This is a genomic window from Paenibacillus etheri (genome assembly GCF_001012825.1).
In the GTDB taxonomy this organism is placed as follows: Bacteria; Bacillota; Bacilli; order Paenibacillales; family Paenibacillaceae; genus Paenibacillus_AQ; species Paenibacillus_AQ etheri.
On the sequence record NZ_LCZJ02000025.1, the window covers coordinates 113283 to 132988 of the forward strand.

Here is a 19706-nt window from a genome sequence, read left to right on the forward strand (position 1 = left end):
CCCGGTGTTGGGTCCGTTCCTTGATTTGGATTTGTTGGCCCCGGTGTTGGGTCCGTTCCTTGATTGGGATTTGTTGGCCCTGGTGTTGGGTCCGTTCCTTGATTTGAATTTGTTGGCCCCGGTGTTGGTGTTAACTTGACTGGAGGTTCGGTCAACGTAACCGGGATCTTTTTACTTTCACCGTTTTTCACATCGTTACCGAATTGTGTCTTCAGGCCGTTAACGGCGATGGCTGGTGTCTTGGACATATCTAACTGGAAGCCATCATGCAGCTTGATAATAATCATTTTCTTGTCTTCAGACAGAGCAAAGCTGTCCAACTTCGGATTCAGCGCAACGCTGTTGATCGTAATCTTAGACAGGTCGATAGAGTCAACATCGATCCCCACTGTCAGAGTCAGATGTAGCTTGTTCCCCGCTGCGAAGTCTGCTCCAGACACTTCAAGAGGTTTGGTCTCTTCGAACGTTCTAGCTGTTTCGAAGCCTCCAGTAACAAGCAGCTCGCGACTCACCTCCTCCTTACCGCCGAATGTACCGTCCGGAGCGTTCTCTAGCAAGCCTAGATCGAGCGCCTTCTGGACATATCCAGCAGCCCAATTGGAGACTCCAACAATTGGAGACGATTCAACTTTCTCCTCCATACCTAATCCTCGAACTAGGAATGTGGCCAATTGCTCCTTATTCACTAAGCCCTCTGGGTTGAACTCTCCATTACCCATACCACTCGTTATTCCCGCCGCTTGGATCGCCTCAATATAAGGCAGCGTAGGATTGTCTACTTTTACGTCACTGAACGACGATTCCCTTGGAGTAGTGTCAACATTCAGGTTAAAAACAAGCGCCGCAACCTTGGCGAATTGGGCCCGATTCATCTCTTCTTTCAATCCGAAAATGTTATCGGAGACACCTTGGAAGATACCTGCTGAAATCATCGCATCGAACTTCGCCTTTGTTGCCGCATCTAAATCTTTTAGATCGATAAAAGCATTGGCATCCGTCGGCCGTCCAAAATAAGAAACATAAAGAGATTGAATAACTTCTGCTTCTGCTGCTTGAACTGGTGTTGCAGACAAACATAAGGCCAATACCATGGAGCTTAATACCACGCGTTTAAACATAACCAATCCTCCTCATCAACATCATTCTTTCTCATCATATCAAAACACAGATGTACTTTTCTTAATGAATTCTTAATGAATGTTATACAATATATATTTCTCCATTTATTATTGTTATGATTTGATCATCACCAAGATTGGTTTCATGTCACTTACGAAGGAGGAATGATTCACCATTAATCACATTTTAATTGTAGATGATGAACCCGAAATTCGTCAGCTCATTCGGATGCATTTAGAACAAGCAGAACTGCAAGTCATTGAAGCCAGTTCAGGACGACAAGCGATACAATTGTTCCAGAAGTATACGATCGAATTATTGATACTGGACCTCATGATGGATGATGGCAACGGGTTTGAGGTGCTTCAATATTTACGAGAAGCAAAGGCTGAATCGTTGGTAATTGCCCTGAGTGCAAGAAGAGAAGTGCAAGACAAAATCTTGACGCTCGGATTAGGTGCAGATGATTATGTCACTAAGCCTTTTAGCCCAGTGGAATTGGTTGCTCGCGTGCAAGCACAGTTAAGAAGACATCGACCTTCTTCTTATACTGCTAAACTTCTACGTTTAAATAAATTAGTACTAGATATAGATAATTATGTTTTACAAAATGATGGAAAGTCATTTCCTTTAACCCCGGTAGAATGCCGACTTCTAGAAATGTTCATGCAAAATCCAGACCGTATTTTAACTAAAAGGGAGATTTATAAGCAGGTGTGGAACCATGAGAACTTTGATGCAAACAATTTAAGTGTTTTTATAAGCAGAATTCGAAGCATTCTTGAACCCACGGGGAGCTCCTCTCATTACCTTCACAGCATACGTGGAGTCGGTTATAGATTCTCAGGTGATGGACAATGAAAAGTCGAACAAAGCTTTGGCTACTTATGCTCATTAGTGCAATCGTTAGTATTCTTGTGTCTGCTTCTCTTAGCCTCATTATGGGCAAAATAGGAGATAAGGGTTATAATCTGAACAGCCTGAACGCCATCTCACAAGAAGTCCTTGATCCGATTGCAATGCGTCAAGATTTTCAGATCCAAGACATAACGCAAATACTGGATAATGCTCATAGCAACCACCCTAATATTCGTTATGAATGGATTTCAGCAGATGGATCGACGATTTATGATACCTTCGGAGAAAAGAATACCTATGATTTCGGGCTGCTTGCAAATCGAATGCTCAATATGCCTCAGAACCTATGGGGGGTCGATGAACCGATTACGCTTACTTACTCCATTAGTCAAGAGGATCAACCCTATTATCTATTGATGAGCTTATCCAGCCACGACATGAAAAATGGGCAAATTTACTTCTTCATGCGAACTTTTAAAGCCATGTCTACTTTTATGCTACCGTTAAATGTTGCTTTATTAATTCCCTATCTGCTATCTCTAGGGTTTTTCTCTTCCATGAATAAACGAATTAGTAAGCTTAATCAGGCTATAGGACAGCTTAACCTCCAAAGTGAAATTACTGTACTAGAGGACACGAAAAAGGATGAAATTAGCCTGCTCACTGCGCATTATAATGCCATGGCACGCCGTATTCAAAATCAAGGCGAACAAATCAAGCAATTTGACACCAGACGAAATCTGTTACTGTCTAATCTTTCCCATGATCTACGCACCCCTCTAACGATGATTTTAGGCTACGCAGAAACGATTCGTGCTGGATTGTATAAGGATGAGAAGGAGCTACAAGCGAGTGCCAAAGTTTTGCTACAGCGCTCTCGTTACATCGATAAGCTTTTAGATCAATTGTTAGATATTACTCGCCACGATGAGGGGAATTTAAAGCTTCATGTTGAAGTGCATAATGTATCTGAAATGATGCGAAAAATTGCTGCCGACTACCTGATGTTTCTTGAGGGACAGAACTTCACTGTTGAAGTAAATATCCCTGATGAGGATATCCAATCCTGGATTGATGCCTCCCTAATCGAACGTGCGCTGCGAAACCTATTGGACAACGCGATTCGCTACGGATCAGAAGGTCATTATCTTGAAATCGGACTTTCGGAAAAGGTTGATACCATACTCATGATGGTTATCGATAAAGGACGCGGCATCTCTTTACAGGATCAAGAGCATGTTTTTGAACGTTTCTACCGTATCGATGGCAGCAGAAAAGGCGAAGGACTCGGCATTGGACTTTCGATTGTCAAGGAAATCACATCTCTCCATGATGGGTCAATTTCCTTGACGAGTGCCCCCTTTGAAAAAACAGTATTTGAGATTCAACTGCCAAAAATTCAGCGTGAACATTAGTAACGCTGAATTTTTACCTGCATCTAACCAACGTACCGAAAAAAGTAAAAAAAGAGCTGCCGCGGCATGCTCCTTCGCTTAACGCTCTTAATGCTTCGATCGTCTTCTCAAGGTTTTTTGACGTGGTATGCAAATTTGCAAATGATCTTCACATAGGATAGCCTCCCTATCGTCAAGCTTGTTCCGCTGCCTTTAGCAATCGAAGCAACAGCTCCTTACGCGGTTCCTGCGCCTTTCGAGCCAATGCAGCTAGCTTCTCCGCCTTGCCCAAAATTGGGTACAGAACTCGTTCAGCCTGGTAATCCGGCAAAGCCTCGACATGCCGAACCAATAGCGATAGCTTGTCTTCACTTTCCAGTTCAGGCTGAATTCTCAGTTTCAGCGAATCATGAGAGCAACGCAGGCAAGCGACCAAGGCGGGCATCGAGCGTTCGGTTATGCCATGGGTCTCGGCGAAAACAGTCGTGAACTTGTCCTGCACCAGCTGATGCTCCTCGTCTACTAGGGCCATATAGGTCTCTACCAACGGAAAATAGCGCTCGTCCGCGAGTCCCAGCCCGAATACGGCATAACTGCCCGGCATGACGCTTTTCTCACCTTCCGTATCCTCGTACCACACAAACTCTTCCATAGCCTCACGAGCGTACTCCTCCAATAACGGATACAGCTCGGAATAGGCCAGTGCATTCGCGAAAAAACGATGCGTATCCGATTTGGCAAGTCCTTTAATGGGTAATGCCTCTCTCACGCTGGATTTTAACTTGATTTTATAGCTTTTTGGAAAACCCTTCCGAAGTAGGGAGAGAATGAACGAAATCGCCCGTTCGTACGCCCCAGCCTCTTCTTTACGAATAACGACCGTAATGATGGAAAACACATCGTTAGCCTTGCATTCAGTCAACTCGTCACGCAGATGAATGTCTTCTCGCGCGAAGGTGTCGCTACCTTCCTTCAACATGCGTCCGGCTTTGCCGCTGCCCAGCTGCCTCGCCAGCTCCAGAAAAGTCATGCCCTTGGCTTTACTGTAGCTTGGCTCGTAACGAAGAATCATCACAGCGACGTACAACAGCAGATCGATAGGCTGGTTCGGCTCATCCATATGCTTGAGAGCCGTATCCGGCTTGATTCCATTTTCATTGGTTCTGTATTCGGAAAGGGTAACATCATAGTGACGTGGCAGGAATACTTCCTCGGCCCAGTGGGTTAAAGCTCGAATGATATCACTTCGATGCTCCCTCAGCGCTTGCGCCCGTTCTTTATTCAACGCCTGAATCCGGTCAAATATAGCAATCGTCCGTCCGACGTCCGGTTCGTTGAACAAATACGGGTCCAACAGATGGCGTGTCAAAAAGAAAGTTTCTAGCGGCTTTGTCGGGTAAGCTCCCTTCTCCAGTTTTTGCTCGATATAGGACTCAACCCGCTCTAGAAGGTGCTGCTTTTTCTCTTCATATACGATGTCAAACACCGTTAATCTCACGAGCCCGTCTGCTGTTGCGAATCTTCCCTTCAAGGTAAACCGATAGTCGATAAGGGCCGACGTATGCAACTTGTCCAGCTTCTCCCTTACGATGCTCGTCAACCGGGGCTGCACCTCATGCAAGACCTCCTCCTGCGTAAAAGGAGACGCCTTCATCGACTTGCGCCCTGAAGCATTCCTTCCAAAATCCGAACTGCCAACGCTAGTCCTACCCGGTCGATAATCCAGCACAATGTCGTTAAAAATGCCTACTTGCAGCGTGGTACGCTTGACAGCGCCCTCCACGTCCTTTCGTTTCTCTTGTTCCTCAAACCACTCATAAATTGCCGCTTTCATCTCTTCCAGCGCTTCTTCCTGTAGTGCGTTCATCGTCTCCCGCCTTTCCACATGTTTCTTCGCTGATCGCACCAGTTCCTTGGATCATACTCATTATCCAACTACGAATCATATATCTTTCACATTTCCTTCTACACGGTTTAGCCAAGGTGCTTAACTGCCAACCTTCTTTGCCCATTATAAAATTTATTAATCATTAAATAGTTATTAACTAGCACCTTACATGTTTTCGTTTGAAGCCGAGCTGCCCTTTACCTTCTACCTCTTGATATTAACTAAAGCGTTCAAGAACTTCCCTTTTGCGCTACCAAGATTTACTTCGACCGGGCCTACTCCCTTCACGATCTCGACTGCCTATCATGAAGCGGCAGATAGGATACTCCAACCGTGTACGTGAAATTGTTCATCGCGTATTTCGTGCGTTCAGGGGCATCGTGAATCGTATTTTTTACAAGATCCAACATATCGGCTATTTTCTCTTCGGAAAATTCACTATCCTTGCGATTTCCGAGCAGCCAGCAGTAACAATTTCAACCCTCCGACATTTTCAGCTCTACACCACTTGCAATCCATTTATCGGCTACCTCTTGCGCAATATCCGTTTCTGCCAAAGTTACTGCTATCACAAAATCCGATAGCATATAAGCTCCCTCATTCCACCGTTTAAAATCCGCCTCAGACATTACTTTAGGATCCGCGATCACTCCTGCAAAGTACATAGCGTCGTAATTCCCTGTAGCATAGAGCAGCCAAGGTTGCTCCTCATTAAATCACTTATTTATCACCTAGCTTTATTCCCGCTATTCAACCTGTTATGTACATGAAAAGTTACCTTTGTCCCTGTACCTAACGTACTTGTGATATGGAGTCCTGTTCCGAAGTGCCGTTTTAATCGCTGATCCGTATTAATCAATCCGACACCTGAACGACTATCTGCTTTCCTTTCTAATATTCGTTGCAATTGAACCCCGTCTATTCCGTTCCCATCATCTTCAACAGTTATCTCTGCATGCGTCTCATAGATAGAAATCCGAATAAGAATCGTTCCTCCACGATTGCGTTTCATTATGCCATGTCTTATCGCATTTTCAACGAGAGGCTGGATCGTAAGAAATGGGACTTTTATGTCCCCGCAGTCATCTGTCTCCCAAATAACCTGTAACCTTTCCTCAAACCGAACCTTTTCAATATATAGATAAGAACGCACTAGACTTAACTCCTCTTCGATCGGAACAAGCCTATCCATATTTTGAAATTCAAATTTATTCCTCAGAAAATTGCTGAATTCATCGAGCAAATTACGCATCTTATCCAAATTAATATCACTTAAGGCTGTTACAGCATTCAACGCATTAAATATAAAATGAGGCTGGATTTGCGCTTGCAGCCATGCAGCTTCTAATCGCAGTTGATCTCGAACGGATTGTTTAATCGTAGCTAACGCCTCGATCCGCGATTTTATTTCTATTGCTTCCACTGGCTTCGTCACATAATCGTTTGCCCCCGCTATAAAACCGCTCTGAATATCTTTCGGTTGGCTTCTTGCGGTAAGGAGCAATATAGGGAGCTCTGTGAGTGTAAACCGCTCACGAATCATTCGTGTCAGCTCATAACCGGACATCTGTGGCATCATGATATCGGAGATAACCAGATCCCATTCCTTAGTGTCCAGTACAGCTAATGCCTCTTTACCGCTCGTTACCATCGTTAAATCATATTCGTCTGGTGGTAGTATGGCTTCAAGTACTTGAAGGTTGACAGGATCATCATCAACAACTAATAGAATCGGACGTTCACGATTCATTTCTATTAAAGTTGTTTGATTCGTAGCTGGCGGAATTTTCACTTTTTCCATATACACTGAGGAGGCTATTTCTTGAATCGGCATGGATTGTAATGGTAATGGTTCAAATGAGTTGGTCACATCATTCTCTTCCTCCGCTTCCAAACCTGCTAGCCTTAATGAAAATGTGAATTTTGAGCCCTCTCCTAAAACAGAGGACACAACTAACGTACCTCCATGAAGCTCAACCAGTTGCTTGCTTATACTTAAACCCAACCCAAAGCCGCCATCAATCATAGTCTCACTCGTGCTGGCTTGCTCGTACGGACGAAATAGGCGCTTAAGCATGTTCTCATCCATTCCGATCCCGGTATCAGCAATAACGATATAAGCTCGTCCATCCTTTACAAAAGCTTGAATCGAAACGCCCCCATCATTCGTATATTTCAAAGCATTATGAAGTAAATTGAAAACGATTTGAACAACCCGGTTCTCATCCGCATTTACTGGAGGAAAATCTTCAGGAATTTGATTTGCAATTTCCACAGACTTCACATCTGCATTTAATTGCAGCATATCAAGTACTCCGGTCACAATTGGCTGAATAAATATGACTCTTTTGTGTATACGCGGATTGCCTTCCCGTAAACTCATCACATCAATCAAATCGTCTAATATCAATGTCATTCGACGTCCTACAGATAAAACCGTTTCAAGCTCTTTGATACTCCTTTCCTGCAACAAATGCCGCTCCCGTTTTAAAACGGATTGTGACATATTAAGAATACTATGAAGCGGATTTTTAAATTCATGAGAAGTATTTGCTAGGAATTGATCTTTATGGTCATTCATCCTTTGCAATGTTGTCGCAAGCTCTTTCGTGTTCGCATGCATGATAAAATAATCTTTAAACCATACAGAGGCTAAACAAGCTATCGCAATGATCATATCGAACGGATAGTAGACAAGACTCAAACCGCTATCCAGCAAGATTAACGACCAAAGAGCATAGTTCATCAACGCAAGAAAAGAGAAAAGCAGTAAAAGATTGCTCTTTAAATCTTTAATAACTTTTTTAAACATCGTAATCAGCGTTATAACTGCAGCAGTACCACCTAATACATAATAAATAGGGAAGAGCATGATCACCTGAGTTGGATTTAAAAACAACGTGATGCCGGCAGTCCCTAGATTCATTATTTTATAGACAGGGTACATCCTACGCCAATATGGAAGCTCGCGATGATTCGTACACTGGAGCAAAGCATAGGCTGCAATAACGAAAGCAATATTAGTCAGCCTAAAATCCCAATTAATTCCAATGTAAAATAACTGATGGAACAACTTCTCATCCGTACTGAAGACACTCGTGATCGTTACACATAATGCAAGCAAACTAAAATAAAGCAGCTTTTTTTCCTTATTTCCTATTAAATACAAAATAAGTGCATAGACAGCATGCATAATAAATATAATCACTGCCAAAAATTGCATAAAAATGGAGGCTTTCATCTCTTTGGCAATGGCTTCTTCTGAACCAAATTTAATGGATCGGACAATGCCCCCGCTTCGACTATCCACATAATTTGCCGCCTGAATGACGAGTTCGATTACACCGTTGTCATCTGCTGTAAAGGTTGTAGAATAAGGTAGGTCCTTCGAAATATATTCATCCTTTGTTGTCGCCACCTGTCCGGATTTAGTAAGTAATCGACCGTTTACATATAATTCTGATGCAGTGCGTACACTGGGTACACGAATGCTATAATTAAGATGCTTCGCCGGGTCTACATAAAGAAGCAAACGATAAGAGCCATACCCGTATGGAGATGACTTGTCAGTATGCAAAACTTCACTCCATCCTCCCGGTACCTGAATATGCCTTGGCGCATTACCGCCTAACAATTGTTGCCGACTACCATCTATCAACCATTGTGAGGGATAAAACTCCCATTCCCCATCAAGTAAGAGAATGCTGCCATCTTCTGCATTCCAATTGCGCAAATCGAATTGCCCATTATGAATTGACGCCTGTTTGGGATCATGAAACGTTTCCATCCATAAAATGCGCAAACCGGTTAAAACAACTAATATGAACACTAGCAATAATATTATATAGCTCTTTTTCATTTGATATTTGGATGATTGAGTTTCCAAGAAGTATTTCTCCCCTAGTCATTTTCTTCTAAGACATTTAAATAAGCACTCCCCATAATTTACCACAGTAAATAACGATAGAGACATCTTTATGTCTATTATATAGAAATACCTACTTGGTTCTTTCCGACAGATGCAGCTTCTAGGCAATGTGCTTGTTGCGCAGCCCTCTGATACTCTCTATAATACTCCTTTATTTCAAGTAGAGTTTTATAAACTGGTTGTCTCAAATTAGTCATGTATTTATTGCTCCGAATGATTAAAGAAAGCGCCGCAGGCTAAGTACCTGCGGCTTTAAATATTATTTAAGATGTTTGACCAACCCAACTTCTGAATGAAACATAATATAATTCTCATCAGTTCTATGGTTGTTATTAAGCAGATTGCGGGGACTATTTATACAGCACGTTCTCTCATACACTTTCGTCCCGCATAATAACCATAAATAAATATCATTACAAAGACTAGGATACCTCTGAACCATGCTCCAGTAAAAATAACTAAGGAAGGTGCCCCAAGTGCAAACATTAACAGTAAAATCCAGTTTATATAGGAATGTTTGAATCGTCTTTTAAGAAAGCCTTCAGAAATAATATAATATAGAAACATAAGATAGGACAGTGCAGCAAAAATCAAAGAAAATAAGAAGATTTGTTCCCTTACTGTCGAGGCGCTAACTATTAAAGCGGTGAACAGTATAAGTAACAACAAAAATACCAAATTAAAGTAGGTATAGATTAGAGGAATTCCAAAAGGTTCAATCTTCGTTTTTATGTAGTATTCAATACTTGCGGCTATATTTTTATCACTCTTGAATGTTACTGTATCGAATTGTTTTAATTTTAAACTATAGATTTCCTTCTCTATATCATTATGAAATTTAAGCAACAATTCCCTTTTCAAAGACTCTTCAGTTGTCTCTTTAAACTTAATAAATAATTTAAGTAAATCATAGGGTAAGAGAGACGAGGCTTTGGATATCTTTTCAGCAACTATAAAAAGGTCACTTTTATCATTGAGATATTTATATATTTCAAATTCAATGTCAGAGTAAATATCCAGAGCCTTATCTACCCGTTGTTGATTAGATTTACCGTTTTCAAGAAAGTTGCTTCTTAGCTCCTTATACATCCAGAAAACATACTGTAATTATAATTGATATTGCAGCGGATGTTGAATCAGGAAATAAGGTTCTTAAAAACTCGATAAAATAACTCATTACATCACTCCTTTTATTTACAATTACGCTTGATATATCGTTTAGTTCCGCTGATACCATACCGACTAAAAGAGCGTATTTTAATATTCCATTATTAAAATGAAAAGTATCGACTAACAAAAAAACGCCTTCTTCCGAAGGCGGTGTAATAAAAATCTTTCTGCTATTAGGGTTAAACACTATTTAAAATTGCTACACTATGCGGAAGCGGAGTTACCCCACTTCACATCAAACAGATGATATAGCGTAGGATATAACGGTGTATCAGCTTGACGATCTTGCTGCAGGAGTATGTAAAGGTCTAGCTTCGTATTATCTTCACCATTAAGTGTGCGGCTGTTCATCATGCGAAGCAATAACTGATGCACTCAATTGTGTATTCATTAATAGGCCCCCTTTATATAGTCTACGTTCATCACATAAAATTCTCGTTCATTGGGTGCATAAATGGTTACTCTAATGGCTTCTGGAATGTCTTTTATCTCAATGATTGGAGCTTGCGCTTCAGATGAGTGTACCACACGATCGTAATTTTCAAATTAATTATTGGGTTTCCGGTTGTGGGATCGTTTATGGTTTCATAAACGGTATAATACTTACCGTCCATACGACGTTCTTGATGGGTTTTGACTGCCGGTCCACCATAATATTGACTAATTCCAAAGGTCACAGTAATTAAACTACCAGCCCCACCGTCCCCACTGCCTCCTCCAACAAACCCGATATCAGAAAAGGGTAGGCCCGTTGCGGGGTCAATCCCTTGATTCATATCTAGCGAAGCTAAGTTTTGTTTTCGGATAATCGATTTCAGTTTGTTGGCATACTGACTATCCGTAGCATAACCAGCTCTTTGAAGCTCGTTAGCAAACTCATAAGGATTCTCTTTGGATAAAGCGTATCTGTAACGGCTGTCTTTAAGTAGGAAGTTAGAATGATCAGCAAAAGATCCTGATACGCTAGAGTAACTCCGGAATTTTGAAGTCGTGGATACACGTACGCCATCCACTTCCTCATGCGTTTTTGCCAAGCAATAATCACCTTTGTAAGCTTTATCTGCTTTAATACCAAACATATTATAATTGCATACCGCGTTCTTTCCTCTTCCAGATTCAAGTGCAGCTATAGCAAGCGTGATACTTGCGGGCACCCCGCTCCTACACTCCTCATACTGAGCCATTACAGCGTACTGGATGAAAAAGGGGGCAGTTAGTGATCCGAGATTTGGTGGGATGTGCACCTCTTCTCTTTCCACTTCTTCGCTTGGGTCTGGAACAGTAGGAACGTTACCGTTACTAGAAAAGTTTGAAGAAGCCCCCCCACCCCCCTCTAAGTAAGGGCCTAGTATAACCGACTCCATTTTCGTTGAATGGTGCTATTGAAGAACCTTCGAAATTAATGTTACTTATATATAGCATTTTCTTGGACAAATACGTTGGGTAATTACTTGGTAGGTAATATGATCCTGGAGTATCCCACTTCACTTTTTTAAACGCCTTAAATGCTTCCTCACTTGCCACATCCGTGAGTTTTGAAATAAGCATTGTTAGTGTCCCATCCCTCACGAATAGAATGTGCCAAGCGCAAAGGTAGTGAAAAATAAAACTGGAAGGAAACAATAAGTTAGTCATGGTTAGAGATTCCGTCACGGTGCGAATGCGGCTGTAACGGCCGATAAGAGATTAAGGAACAAATAGAATCTTGTCAATGAAATAGGAGGCTTCTTGGCGAAGCAAAGGTTCTTTGGAGCGGAAATCGACTGAACCGTCAGAATTGGTTATTGTGACTGGATCCGTAACTCCGGCAGCAACAAGCTTGCTTACGGCCTTGATAGCCGATTCATCGATTTTCCCTGCCAATCGGACCTCGTCGCCAAGCGGCCATGGAAGAGGAATGCGCGTTAAGATGACGGCCATTTCTTCCCGAGTTATCGTGCGATCCGGTTCAAATCGGCCTCCGGTCTCCTCCCCCAACCAATGCTGCTCGACCGCTGCCTGTATCTCTTTGAAGGCAAAATGGTATTCGATATCCTTATAACCGGATTTCGATTTGGACGGCGGATAGCCGACAGCATGCAGCAGCATTGTGATGAATTCCGCACGGGTCATGGACGCCTTGGGGTCAAAGCTTCGCCCATCTCTTCCATTAATGATATCAAGCGAATGGAGCTTTTCTATAGACGGTTGGTAGGGGCTTTCTTTCGAGACATCGGAAAACAACGCTTTTTCCTGTATTTTGGTCGAATAGGCTATCGGTGACTTGGAGGGTCTATACATATAAGCAATACCGCCATCCTTTTGTTCAAGAAATGCTATTTTCTGCCCGTGGTCATCCATAAACAACAAGGGATCTATCTTTTTCAAAGTAGTCTTGCCATTCCCCAATTTGTATCTGTCTTCCGCTACAAGTTGTCCGTTATTGAACGTAATTCTAGTCACAAATGACGGGGTATGCAGGTCTTTGTATAATCCGACGTAACGCGCGGCTTGCTGTTCTGTCAGAGGTGATACCGATTCAGGCATCTCAGTGCTCTTCGGATAATAATGGTCCATAAAAGCAGCATACAAATCCGAGCGCAATTCGGAATCATTATTATAAATGACGAACATTCCCGTTTTGCGCTCAGGCAGTAGCCATGTAAAAGAGGCATGTCCGGGGATGTTCCCACCTTTGCTGACGACATACTGACCATTCGACAGTTCATTGAAAATGCTTTCAAATCCATAGCTTGTAATAGGTATGGCCGGATGAGCAAAAACGGAAAATTTGCTCATTCGTTGAACACTTTGTTCACTTAACATTTGCCGATCTCCGGCCTTTCCTTTTTGTAGAAGCATAATCATGAATTTAGCCATATCGCTTCCGGTGGACAACATTCCGCCCTGAGGCATGTCCGTAGGATAAAGGCCATACTCCGGATATGGTGTGCCTTCCGGATCGTAAGCTGCAGCCATTCGGGCTTTAAGCTCTGGGGTTACAAGATCATGGGAAGAATTCATGCCGAGTGGTTGAAAGATGTTTTTATCCATGTATTCATGAAAAGGGAGCCCGGTAACTTGTTCCACAGCATATCCAGCCAAAGCAAAAGCATAATCGTCATACTGGTAGGCTTCCCCCGGCGTCCGGACGATGGTTGGCATTCGATCCATTAAGAAATCTCGAAGAGAATTCTCTTGATTGAGAAGATCGGGCGAGGCGTCATCGTCTTTTTCATATGGGAAATCGAACCCAGTCATATGGGTCAGCATATTTTCCAAAGTTAGCAGTTTACCTGTCAAATTTGGTATTGTGATACCTCCGAGATATGATTGGATGTCCTGATCCAGCTTGATCTTCCCTTGGTCTGCAAGCTGCAGCACAGCCGCAGCTGTAAGCGTCTTAGAAATGGAACCGATGCGAAAAACGGTATTGGAATCAACTGGAGTTCTACTTTCTTTGTTTGCATACCCGTATCCTTTGGATAAAACCACTTTTCCGTCCTGAACGACGACGAACATGGCACCCGGAACATTGAACTTCTTTAGGCTTTTCCCAAAGTAATTATCCGCGAAGGCCTCCACTTCTTTGGGGTCAACCGGACCGCTTGGAGCAGTAGGAACAGCTGCAGTCTGAATCGCTGTGATTGTTTGCCCCTGAAGAGGGAGCTGTTCAGCACTGACACTATACCCTCCGACCAAAGCAATTAAGTAAGTCATAGCTAGAGACGTGCTTAGCGTTACAGCGAGTACTTTTGAAACTCTTTTTTTACGCATTAGAAAATCCTCCGTCAATGAAATTAGTATAGGCTGGAAGTACCCTCTCAGTGTAATATGATGAATTATTTCCCACGGTGTGCCTTTCGATTGTTTCGATTGCGATTGACGATATATGCCTACAAAAAAATAGGCCAGCCTCGGGATACGGCTGGTCTATAACGAGAGTCGCGCCCCGTTCATTATATTAATTTCTTTTTCTGACTAATTACCTGAATATATTTAATAGTAAGCTTCCATAAGACTTTTCCAAACCAAAACATTAACACTCCAATCACAATAGAAATTGGCAAGAAATGCATTGGGCTTGGTGTAAATGCTCCCATTTCGATTGTTATTCCCCCAATATCAAATCCCATATGTTGTCCGACAAATTTAACAATTCCGCCTATCGGCGTAATAACTCCACCAATCATTAAAGCAATGGAAAGAGTACTGATGAACGGCAAGAGTAACATACCACTGACACCTACAAAACTGTTACAAAGAGCAAATATTGCACCAAATTTACGCCAACTAAATTTACTGTTCATTGAAATGGCTTTTCCTAAGTATACTTTCGCTAATTCTTTTGGGTTTCCTAACCGTTCGATGATTTGCTCAGTAGATACACCATTATTTTGCAATTCAAGTATTACACTTTTGATTTCTTTTAAAATGTCAATACGCTCGGAATCGGACATCGATTTCAAATGATTTTCAATTTTCATTAGATAATCATTCATAATTTTATCCATAATTCAACTCTCCTTTGATTACTGCTAATCCAAAAGCCCAAAGATTATTTTTAAAAGTAAGTTGGGAATTTGGGACCAGAAAAGTATATATTTAACTGAAAAAATAATCACAAAATTTATCCGTATTTTCCATTCTCTATTTTTTCCTACTTGCTAAATTCAGCAAGTAAAATACTTTTAAACGGATTAGGACTGTTATCTCTACCCAAACTGTTCAAACTGACGACCAACGTATGATTGCCTCCAAGTGTACCTCCAGCAATCGTAGAAAACCCTAGAATGCCACCTGTGTGTCCCCATATCGAGACACCGTTTGGAAGCTTAGTTTCAAAGATTCCAAGACCATATCCATCGATTCCTGCTCTTCCTGTAGGAACTGTAGTAAGCATTTGTTCTAGTTGCTGTTTCTTGAGTAATTTGCCACCGAGCAAGGAAGAGAAGAATTTATTTAAGTTATCAGCAGTAGAAATCATATCTCCAGCCGAGCTACCTGCACTTGGATTATAATAAGTAACGTCTTTTATCTCACTTGCTTCGTCTGGTTGGGAATATCCCCGAGCATGCTTGGTACCTGGAATAACGCTTGAATTGCCAGGTAGGAAGGTATCTGACAATTCAAGCGGTTCAATAATCCGATTTTCAATCTCTTCCGCGTAGCTGTTTCCGGTTACTTTTTCAATAAGAATCCCCAGTAATACGTATCCCGTGTTTGAATAAGACCAGCCCTTTCCTGGGACAAAGTCTGGGGGCAGAGAAATCCCCATCTTCACTATTTCATCAGCCGTATACGATTTTTTTGTATCCATAAAATCAGCGTCTTTTGACCTTGAGTATTCAGCGATACCACTTGTATGGTTCAATATCTGCCGGATGGTAATCTGTTTACCATTATATCCGTTTCCTTGAATGACACCAGGCAGCCATTTTTCGATGGAGTCGTCTAGATTTAAGCGGTTCTCTCCAGCTAATTGAAGTACAACCGTTGCGGTGAACGTCTTCGTCACGCTGCCAATGCGAAATCGAAAATCTGTTTCCATTGGTTTCTTGGTGCTCAGATTCGCTACCCCAGCGGCATAACCCCACGTTTTTCCACCCTCAGAAGTTTTAGCAAGTATCCCTGGGAATCCAAGTTGCAATGTATCCCGCATTGCTTGCTTGACGGAATTATGATCTCGTTGAGTGGTTGTTTGTAACGAACTAGATACATTTTGAGTCAGTTCTGCTTTTACAATTGAGCTTGGCGATGTGTATAGCAGGGAACTTCCAGTTAATAAAAGGGCCAGACTTACAAATGTAATTTGACTACGTATTTCCATAAGGCATTCCTCTTCTCAATTAATATTGTAAGTTTGTGATTATCTTCCTAATTATTGTTTTACAAAGTTGACGCGTCTATTTATTCATCAAATTAATTTTAAATATATCGCCCTCATTTCCACCAAAAACGATCATCCCACCTTCAGGTAGAACTACCGAATGATTGCTCGTTGCCTTTGAAAAGTTCACAACGATTCCATCTGCGTCATAAACGGCAAATCCTCCACTTACTGGAGTTTCAACGTTCATGACTCGATTGGCTGATTGATCATCAATTTTATACCATATAGCCTGACCACCCGATGGTATGATGCAAAACGAGTCGTTCCCTTCATAAATGGGTTGAATAGCATCTTCACTTATATAGGATTGTCCGTCGATCTTTAAATACTCTTTATGGTTCTTATTATAGAAATTCAAATCGAAAGCATCTCTTCCGTTCAAAGTAGGAATCTCAATTACATTTACTGCTTTATTCTCGTCAACAATTTTAGTTCCGGATGCGTATCCATGGTTGATATCAACGGATATATTTTTGGCCAAAAGCGATTTGCTCAAATACAACATTGAAGTTATCTTTTCATCCAAAGAGTAGTAGTTTTTTTCATTTCTATGTTCCCATATCGTTTTAGTTGACTGATTTAGAGGATTGGAATCTAATTTTTGATATTCGTAGGTTACTGCAACTGTTTGACCTAATCCTGGAGTATCCGTATAAGCGTTAAGTTTTAAATAGGTTGCTCCATTCTTCGGGTGGTCAAAGCTTATGGTTGCATTCCCATCGTTGTTTTTAAATTGTCCATTGCCCGTATATATATATTTTTGAGGCGGTATCGATCCAAATCCTAGATCGGGTAAATCAATCTCTCCATTCTTTATCTCCAGATTTACCGTCTTACCTACGGTACCGTATAATCCAGAGTAAGCAAGCAAATCGGATGGCATGTCCACTTTCAATGGAGGTTCAAATGTTTTTTTAGGTAGGATTTCTTTAATGATGCCTTTGGCTCTTATATATTCTAATAAAATATTAGATGCAAATATACTATTGTAAATACCACTACCTCCCGATGAAAGTACAGCTATAGAAATGTCATGTTCGGGTAGGGTAGTCAAAGCAGCGTGATACATATACGTATCTCCACCTTTGAATAATGCGGTTATTCCGTAATCACTAAATGGTGCTAAACGGACGGCATCCCAACCCAGGCCAAAATTAATGGTGTTTGTCTCTTCAGAAACCCACACACCCTTTCTATACTCATGACTTTGCATAGCCATTGCTGACTTCTCAGATAAAATATCCGTTCGATTCCCGATTAATACTTCAGCAAACTTACTTACTTCTTCGGCCGTGGAGTAGATGCCTCCTGTCCCAATGAGATTGGCATTCTCGGTGGGTAAAGCTTGATCGATCCCGGGAAAATAAGTTTTTGTGAGTCTGTCTCTATCAAACGAATCACGTGGTGTTTGGGTAGAGGTTAATTGAAGAGGCTTGCTAATATGGGTTTCAAGAAATTCGCTGTAACTTAAACCGCTCACTCTTTCAACCAAGATTTCAAGCAGTTGAAAACCATCATTACAATATACCGAAAATTCGCCGGGGTTTGACTTTAAGCGTTCTGATTGTAATTTGACCAATAATTCATCATGATTTTTCGTATCATTATCATCAAACAAAAAACTATTCCCATAGTGACTACCGTAAATTCCTGAAGAATGATTCATCAACATGCGTGGCGTAATTTCTTTATATCGTTCATCTGCCATTTTAAAGTCCTTAATGTACGTGGTTAGTGGTTGATCAATATCAACTTGATTAGAATCAGCTAGCATCATCGTTGCAGCAGACACATACGTTTTACTTACTGAGCCTATTCCAAACATCGTCTCTTTGGTTATCGGACTCTTGGTTGCTTTATCGTAGACACCAGCGCTATCCGATAAAACAATGGATCCATGATCCATAATTGCATACTGCAATCCACTTGCACCATAATCGGACACGATCTTCGAAGCAAGCTCCTGTGCCTTTTCTTTTACAGTATCATTATTCGTTAGAGCAAAAGCAGGGGTGACTGGTATTGCAAAAAGTATAGCAGTCATTACTACGGAAACCATCTTCTTCATTATTAATCCCTCCTCATATTCTTTCTAGATGTGACTTACTGAAATCATCATACAAGGAAGAACGCTGTTAGAATGAAAAGCGCCCTGAAACGCAAAAAACAATCCCTAAACAACATGTTGTCTAAGGATTGTTGGTATATAATGGTATTAGTGCCATATTATTAAATACTTTATGTTTCGTTTCAATGGTCATATGACCACCGTACTTGTCGCAGATTCTAGCTATGTTCGTTAATCCAATACCATGAAATTCCGGGTTTGATTTTTGGCTGTTTAAGTGGGCAACTTCATTCTCCATATGATTCATGATGTGAATGAGAAGGGTAGACTCGGTAGAATGTATTTTTATAAGAATGTACCTATCTTCTGCGATCTTCAACTTTTTAGAAGCCTCTATTGCGTTATCTAGCATATTTCCAATGACAACACATAAGTCATAACGGTCAATATGGACTTTTTGTGAACATAAGCTAAGCTTTGTATCTATTCTTATGCCATTGGCTTGTCCAATATTAAGTGTATTTGTGACAAGGGCATCTATAACTAGATTGCCTGTGTTTACCCGTTGATAAGCCCCTTCAACTTTATTTAATGTAGTCTTAATATGTTCCCTTGCTGCTGCTAACTCATTTCGCTCAATACACTCTTCAATATACAAAAACTGTTGATTCGTATCATGAATGATTCTTTTAATGGATTTAAAGCTGTGAACGACTTTTTCGTAATTCGCATCCTGATGGTCCATCTGCTGTTGCAGCTGAGCATTCTCATGCATGAATTGAAATTTATCAATGATATTATCAAAAACATAGAAAATCATAACGTTTAAGAATAGTAATACAATGACGGATATGAAAGAATAAGCGTCCTTATAAGTTAGAATATTCAGTTGGTTTATACTTACGATAGGAATAACCGAAAAAAATATGTAGTAACGATAATGCAAAGAGTAACTTCTACGTTTTGAAAGTAGTCGTATGATCTGAATGATAGCAAACATGATCATGCAACTGAGTAAAATAGCTTTTGTGTAGGCTATTTGATCATGTTCATTTACAGGCTCAAAGCTAAACTCAACTGAATATAGGGTATAAAAAATATAAAGGGATATAAAATTAACGAGAGATATTAAAACACCGTAAAACATAGAAAAAATGATCTTGTCTTTAATTTCTACTTGATAAGATTGTGCAAAACTAAATATCATGAGTAAAGGTAGAATCAAAGATAAAATAGGAGAGATGGGAATAACCAGATACAGGTAATCAAGCAACCCAAACAAAATGAAATAAATGAATCGGTTATTTTTTTTAGCTGATTTATCAAACACCGAGTTGAAGAAAAAATTAATTTGAACACCCATCACAAGTACAATGCTAAAGACAATAGGAAAATTATTTTGAATCATA

Annotated in this window: 13 protein-coding genes and 3 pseudogenes; 4 read left to right on the forward strand and 12 right to left on the reverse strand. The window is 40.9% G+C overall.

Going from position 1 to position 19706, the window contains the following annotated elements; all coding sequences use genetic code 11:
• On the reverse strand, positions 1-1118 hold a 1118-nt coding region (locus tag UQ64_RS14885), incomplete at its 3' end, for an S-layer homology domain-containing protein (RefSeq protein WP_167348486.1).
• Positions 1119-1347: 229 nt separating this feature from the next.
• Between UQ64_RS14885 and UQ64_RS32885 the strand changes: the two are divergent.
• The 4 genes and pseudogenes from UQ64_RS32885 to UQ64_RS14895 all read left to right on the forward strand — a co-directional run.
• A pseudogene (locus UQ64_RS32885) lies at positions 1348-1575 on the forward strand (response regulator); the annotation flags it as partial.
• Positions 1552-1657 (forward strand): annotated as a pseudogene (locus UQ64_RS32890) (DNA-binding response regulator); the annotation flags it as partial. The pseudogenes UQ64_RS32885 and UQ64_RS32890, both read left to right, overlap by 24 nt.
• Positions 1630-1980 (forward strand): winged helix-turn-helix domain-containing protein, encoded by a 351-nt coding sequence (locus UQ64_RS32895; RefSeq protein WP_425339596.1) that lies wholly within the window; start codon positions 1630-1632, stop codon positions 1978-1980. The pseudogene UQ64_RS32890 and the gene UQ64_RS32895, both read left to right, overlap by 28 nt.
• Positions 1977-3392, forward strand: coding sequence for a sensor histidine kinase (locus UQ64_RS14895; protein ID WP_060624245.1), 1416 nt, complete (start codon positions 1977-1979; stop codon positions 3390-3392). Before UQ64_RS32895 ends, UQ64_RS14895 begins: the two co-directional genes overlap by 4 nt.
• Positions 3393-3564: 172 nt before the next feature.
• Here the strand turns inward: UQ64_RS14895 and UQ64_RS14900 are convergent, their stop codons facing one another.
• From UQ64_RS14900 to UQ64_RS14955, 11 genes and pseudogenes are all read right to left on the reverse strand, one after another.
• Positions 3565-5238 carry a DUF6138 family protein gene (locus UQ64_RS14900; RefSeq protein WP_060624246.1) on the reverse strand — a complete coding sequence of 558 codons (1674 nt, stop codon included), beginning with the start codon at positions 5236-5238 and terminating at the stop codon, positions 3565-3567.
• 178 nt (positions 5239-5416) lie between these two features.
• Positions 5417-5957: pseudogene (locus UQ64_RS14905) on the reverse strand (DNA alkylation repair protein); the annotation flags it as partial.
• Positions 5958-5986: 29 nt separating this feature from the next.
• Positions 5987-9118, reverse strand: a complete 3132-nt coding sequence (locus tag UQ64_RS14910; RefSeq protein ID WP_060624280.1) for a hybrid sensor histidine kinase/response regulator — start codon at positions 9116-9118, stop codon at positions 5987-5989.
• 423 nt (positions 9119-9541) lie between these two features.
• On the reverse strand, positions 9542-10276 hold the full coding sequence (locus UQ64_RS14915; protein ID WP_060624247.1) for a hypothetical protein: 735 nt from the start codon (positions 10274-10276) through the stop codon (positions 9542-9544).
• Positions 10277-10561: 285 nt separating this feature from the next.
• On the reverse strand, positions 10562-10732 hold the full coding sequence (locus UQ64_RS30895; RefSeq protein ID WP_156417564.1) for a hypothetical protein: 171 nt from the start codon (positions 10730-10732) through the stop codon (positions 10562-10564).
• Positions 10733-10842: 110 nt separating this feature from the next.
• Complete coding sequence (locus UQ64_RS14925) at positions 10843-11721, reverse strand: glycoside hydrolase family 73 protein (RefSeq protein ID WP_082651145.1); 879 nt, start codon at positions 11719-11721, stop codon at positions 10843-10845.
• A 322-nt stretch (positions 11722-12043) separates the two neighbouring features.
• Positions 12044-14113: a serine hydrolase domain-containing protein gene (locus UQ64_RS14935; protein ID WP_060624251.1), complete on the reverse strand. Its 2070-nt coding sequence runs from the start codon at positions 14111-14113 to the stop codon at positions 12044-12046.
• Positions 14114-14295: 182 nt separating this feature from the next.
• The gene (locus UQ64_RS14940) at positions 14296-14850 is read right to left on the reverse strand and encodes a DUF1700 domain-containing protein (RefSeq protein ID WP_060624252.1); all 555 of its coding nucleotides are present in this window, start codon (positions 14848-14850) and stop codon (positions 14296-14298) included.
• 146 nt (positions 14851-14996) lie between these two features.
• The gene (locus tag UQ64_RS14945) at positions 14997-16166 is read right to left on the reverse strand and encodes a serine hydrolase domain-containing protein (RefSeq protein ID WP_060624253.1); all 1170 of its coding nucleotides are present in this window, start codon (positions 16164-16166) and stop codon (positions 14997-14999) included.
• 76 nt (positions 16167-16242) lie between these two features.
• Entirely contained in the window at positions 16243-18297 is a 2055-nt protein-coding gene (locus UQ64_RS14950) for a serine hydrolase domain-containing protein (RefSeq protein ID WP_060624254.1), read from the reverse strand.
• Positions 18298-18418: 121 nt separating this feature from the next.
• On the reverse strand, positions 18419-19705 hold the full coding sequence (locus UQ64_RS14955; protein WP_060624255.1) for an ATP-binding protein: 1287 nt from the start codon (positions 19703-19705) through the stop codon (positions 18419-18421).
• Between the last annotated feature and the right edge of the window lies 1 nt (position 19706).

Coding starts and splice junctions, on each gene's coding strand:
- UQ64_RS14950 (WP_060624254.1), bottom strand. CDS start 18,297: ATGAAGAAGATGGTTTCCGTAGTAATGACTGCTATACTTTTTGCAATA.
- UQ64_RS14940 (WP_060624252.1), bottom strand. CDS start 14,850: ATGGATAAAATTATGAATGATTATCTAATGAAAATTGAAAATCATTTG.
- UQ64_RS14895 (WP_060624245.1), top strand. CDS start 1,977: ATGAAAAGTCGAACAAAGCTTTGGCTACTTATGCTCATTAGTGCAATC.
- UQ64_RS14935 (WP_060624251.1), bottom strand. CDS start 14,113: ATGCGTAAAAAAAGAGTTTCAAAAGTACTCGCTGTAACGCTAAGCACG.
- UQ64_RS14900 (WP_060624246.1), bottom strand. CDS start 5,238: ATGAACGCACTACAGGAAGAAGCGCTGGAAGAGATGAAAGCGGCAATT.
- UQ64_RS14955 (WP_060624255.1), bottom strand. CDS start 19,705: ATGATTCAAAATAATTTTCCTATTGTCTTTAGCATTGTACTTGTGATG.
- UQ64_RS14945 (WP_060624253.1), bottom strand. CDS start 16,166: ATGGAAATACGTAGTCAAATTACATTTGTAAGTCTGGCCCTTTTATTA.
- UQ64_RS14915 (WP_060624247.1), bottom strand. CDS start 10,276: ATGTATAAGGAGCTAAGAAGCAACTTTCTTGAAAACGGTAAATCTAAT.
- UQ64_RS14925 (WP_082651145.1), bottom strand. CDS start 11,721: ATGGAGTCGGTTATACTAGGCCCTTACTTAGAGGGGGGTGGGGGGGCT.
- UQ64_RS14910 (WP_060624280.1), bottom strand. CDS start 9,118: ATGAAAAAGAGCTATATAATATTATTGCTAGTGTTCATATTAGTTGTT.